The sequence below is a fragment of the Pseudomonas sp. 2822-15 genome, from assembly GCF_002742515.1.
GTDB lineage: Bacteria > Pseudomonadota > Gammaproteobacteria > Pseudomonadales > Pseudomonadaceae > Aquipseudomonas > Aquipseudomonas salomonii.
Genome location: NZ_LJRY01000370.1, coordinates 1 through 1,366, shown reverse-complemented (window position 1 = coordinate 1,366; position 1,366 = coordinate 1). Strand labels below are relative to the sequence as shown.

Sequence of the window (1,366 nt, the reverse complement as noted above, 5' to 3'; positions counted from 1 at the left end):
CTCCGGGGGGGGGGGGGGGGGGGGGGGCCTTTTTTTTTCTTTCGGCTCCCTAAAAAAGGTCCCCCGCCGTAAGGGCGGAACCCTAGGCCGCCGTTACCGCAGCAACGGATATGTACCCACCCCACCCAACCACCGCGCGCCCCCCCAACGATCAATCGTAAATAGCTTTCTTTTTCCACTCCGCATCGGCATCCACAACTTTAAGCCCTTCAGTCAACTCATTGACCTCATCTTCAGCCGGCTTGCTGTTGGTCAATACCGTGGAGTTGGCGCGGGCCAGTTGGCTTTCGAGCAATTGCAGCTGCGCGCTGTAGAGCGCCGGCTCCGGCTGTTTGCGCAGGTACTGCACGCCGCGCTCGAAGGCCAGGCGTGCCTGGCCGGGTTGGTTCTGTTGCAGGGCGTGCTGGCCGAGGTTGTTGAAGAACTCGATGTGCAGCAGCACCAGGATATGGCGAATTTCCTTGATCCAGTGCTTGGCCTCGTTGGTCGGCAGAAAACCGTCCTGAGCAGCACGGGTCACTTGACCATGCAGGGCTTCGAGGAGGAAGCGCACGTCCTTGGCCTTGGCTTCGGTCTGGATCGGCGCCGGTGGGTTGGTCACCGGAATCGATTCGCCCTGGGCGATCAGCGCATTCAACTCAGTGATACGCGCCTTGAGTGCTGCACTGGACTTGTTGAGGTGCAACAGGCGCTGGTTGACGTTGAGCTCAAGGCGGGTGAGCAGCAGCTTGAGCGCCGGGGTCATCAATTGGCCAGGAAAGGTCTCGGTGATTTCACCGCACCGACGCAGCCGATCATCGAGCTCGATCTCGGTACGTTTTTTTTCCAGTTTGTTGTTTTCCACCACGTGGTTCATGTAGCCAATGGCGATCAGTATTACGATCCCGGCTATTACCAGCAGGGTGATCATGAGTGGTGTCACCGGTGTGACCTCTTTTATAGGGTTTGCTGTGGAGTGTAGTGACTGGGCCATCCGGCGGATAGGGCTGTTCGACCAGTTGCCCAGGTAGTTTCTTCTATATAGGCAAGCGTGACAGAGCGGGCTCCCTGCATGGATGCACATTGCCATCATTTACTCGGGCGAACTATAGCGTCTTGTCGGGCGCCAGAATATAGGCGTCAAAGCCCCCACGGGCAGAATGCCCGCAAAGGCCTGGAAAGCAGGTCGAAGTCATTGATTTAAATAAATTTATCCTTGGGGGTTGACGACCTTTCAATCCATCCATAGAATGCGCGCCACTTACAGCGTAAAGCACACAGCGAAACGCGGTAGGGAGTGAATGTTGTACGTGTGTCCCCTTCGTCTAGTGGCCTAGGACACCGCCCTTTCACGGCGGTAACAGGGGTTCGAGTCCCCTAGGGGACG

At 57.3% G+C, this 1,366-nt stretch carries 1 protein-coding gene and 1 tRNA gene; one reads left to right on the top strand and one right to left on the bottom strand.

Features of this window, described 5'->3' with window-relative positions; genetic code table 11:
- Positions 1 to 151: 151 nt before the first annotated feature.
- Positions 152 to 910, bottom strand: a complete 759-nt coding sequence (locus tag AOA59_RS28875) for a hypothetical protein (protein ID WP_256593142.1) — start codon at positions 908 to 910, stop codon at positions 152 to 154.
- 383 nt (positions 911 to 1,293) lie between these two features.
- Between AOA59_RS28875 and AOA59_RS28870 the strand changes: the two genes are divergently transcribed.
- Positions 1,294 to 1,366: transfer RNA gene (locus AOA59_RS28870), tRNA-Glu, on the top strand.

Excerpts from the sequence above, each read along its gene's own strand:
- AOA59_RS28875 (WP_256593142.1), bottom strand. The coding sequence starts at position 910 with ATGATCACCCTGCTGGTAATAGCCGGGATCGTAATACTGATCGCCATT.